The organism is Bacillus sp. JJ1503 (assembly GCF_036965125.1).
Classification (GTDB): Bacteria; Bacillota; Bacilli; order Bacillales; family Cytobacillaceae; genus Cytobacillus.
This window is the reverse complement of sequence record NZ_JBALOZ010000098.1, coordinates 214-2,077: the sequence shown is the minus strand read 5'-3', so window position 1 is coordinate 2,077 and position 1,864 is coordinate 214. Positions and strand designations below refer to the sequence as shown.

The window sequence follows — 1,864 nt, the reverse complement described above, 5'->3', positions numbered from 1 at the left end:
GATGAAGGAACTCCCCCACAGAATGAAGTTTCACTAACGCATTAATAATGAAAAAATAGGCAAAAGCTGATAAAGTATCGTATGTAAAAAAGGTTAAAATTGTGCGCAAGTCCAGATGGAAGGTAGATGTTCAATCACATGAAAATTTTATTGACAATTTTATTAATGGTAACTATTGGGGCAGTTATTAATGGGTTCACCAATTACCTTGCCATAAAAATGCTATTTAGGCCTTATAAAGCTTTATATATTGGAAAGTGGAGAGTTCCATTTACACCCGGTTTAATCCCAAGGCGCCGAGACGAGCTTGCAGTACAAATGGGGAAGATGGTCGTTAACCATCTTTTAACACCTGAAAGTATTAAAAGGAAATTTTTAAATGACAATTTTCAAAAGGAAATGACAGCAGTTGTTCAAAGGGAACTGGATAGTTTCTTAATTAGTGAGAAAAGCCCTGCACAATTATTGGATAACTTAGGGATAAAAAATGTCCACGAGAAAACAGAAAAGCGTTTGAATGAGGTTGTAGAGCAAAAATTTGAAAGTATACTGGAGAAATATCGAGATCAGCCATTAAAAATGATTATCCCAGAAAAAATGATCGAAAAAGTAAATGGAAAAATCCCCGAAATCAGCAAGTTTATTCTTCAAAAAGGGGTTGATTATTTTTCAAGCCTTGAAGGTAATTTGCGAATTCAGAAAATGGCCGATGATTTTTTAAAGGAACGAAGTGGTGTTCTTGGAAGTATGATGCAAATGTTTATGGGAAACATCAATATAGCTGATAAGATACAGCCGGAAATTATCAAGTTTTTAAAGAATGAGGGTACAGCTGATATAATCACTTCACTAATAAAAAAAGAATGGGATAAAATCCTTGAATGGGAAGCTGCTAAGATTGAAGAGCAATTTAATAAAGGAGAAATCCTTTCTTTTGTGAAGAAAAGTGTTAATAATGTCATAAAATTAGAACAATTATTTCATGCACCGATTTCTAAATTGAGTGAAGCTTACCGGTCAGAAATCATTGATTCAATTGTGCCCAAGGGTGTTGAGTTTTTTGGAGAATGGCTAACTAGCCGGGTAGATGTGTTAATGGAGAGGCTCAGATTACAAGAAATTATTCGGGAGCAAGTAGAAGCATTCTCTGTCGAGAGACTGGAAGAAATGGTACTAACCATTATTAATAGCGAATTAAAAATGATTACACTTCTAGGGGCATTGCTTGGTGGAATTATTGGTCTTTTTCAAGGGATTTTGGCCATTCTGCTTTAGAGCAGTTTACCAATTATCAGATACACACCTCGCAATGAATGGCATAGTTTGGTATAGTGAAGTGATTGCCCAAAATGGAAAGGGGATTCAAAAGATGGCAGTTAATTTATTTAATATCGCAGGTGAACTTGAGAGAGCAGTAAGGCAAAGCAATGAATATTTAATTTTGAAGCAAGCTTATGCTGAGGTCAATGCTGATCCATCAGCAAAGGCGATGTTTGATAACTTTCGCCATATTCAAATGCAGCTTCAACAAAAACAAATGATGGGGCAGGATATATCTCAGGCAGAGGTTGCGCAGGCACAAAAATCTGTAGCACTCGTACAGCAAAATCCTAAAATAGCCAAGCTAATGGAAGCAGAGCAGAGGATGAGCATGCTTATTGCTGAGTTAAATAAAATCATTATGAAACCACTTGAAGAATTATATGGACCACTAGGTTAATTCCATATTTGGATATGAAAACCGCTCCTTATTTTAGGAGCGGTTTTTCATATATAATTATTGAGTTGATTCTTTAAAACCTGCCGCCAAGCTGCTGCTCAGCCATTTGTACAAGGCGCTTCGTAATTTCTCCACCAACTGAAC

Annotated in this window: 3 protein-coding genes; 2 read left to right on the top strand and 1 reads right to left on the bottom strand. The window is 36.1% G+C overall.

The window, feature by feature from the left end; translation table 11 throughout:
• Positions 1 to 138 precede the first annotated feature (138 nt).
• Both V7149_RS09105 and V7149_RS09100 read left to right on the top strand, forming a co-directional pair.
• On the top strand, positions 139 to 1,275 hold the full coding sequence (locus tag V7149_RS09105; protein ID WP_335345320.1) for a DUF445 domain-containing protein: 1,137 nt from the start codon (positions 139 to 141) through the stop codon (positions 1,273 to 1,275).
• 94 nt (positions 1,276 to 1,369) lie between these two features.
• Entirely contained in the window at positions 1,370 to 1,720 is a 351-nt protein-coding gene (locus tag V7149_RS09100) for a YlbF family regulator (RefSeq protein ID WP_335345319.1), read from the top strand.
• A gap of 73 nt (positions 1,721 to 1,793) precedes the next feature.
• Here the strand turns inward: V7149_RS09100 and V7149_RS09095 are convergent.
• On the bottom strand, positions 1,794 to 1,864 hold a 71-nt coding region (locus V7149_RS09095), incomplete at its 5' end, for a small, acid-soluble spore protein, alpha/beta type (RefSeq protein WP_335345339.1).

Excerpts from the sequence above, each read along its gene's own strand:
- V7149_RS09100 (WP_335345319.1), top strand. The coding sequence starts at position 1,370 with ATGGCAGTTAATTTATTTAATATCGCAGGTGAACTTGAGAGAGCAGTA.
- V7149_RS09105 (WP_335345320.1), top strand. The coding sequence starts at position 139 with ATGAAAATTTTATTGACAATTTTATTAATGGTAACTATTGGGGCAGTT.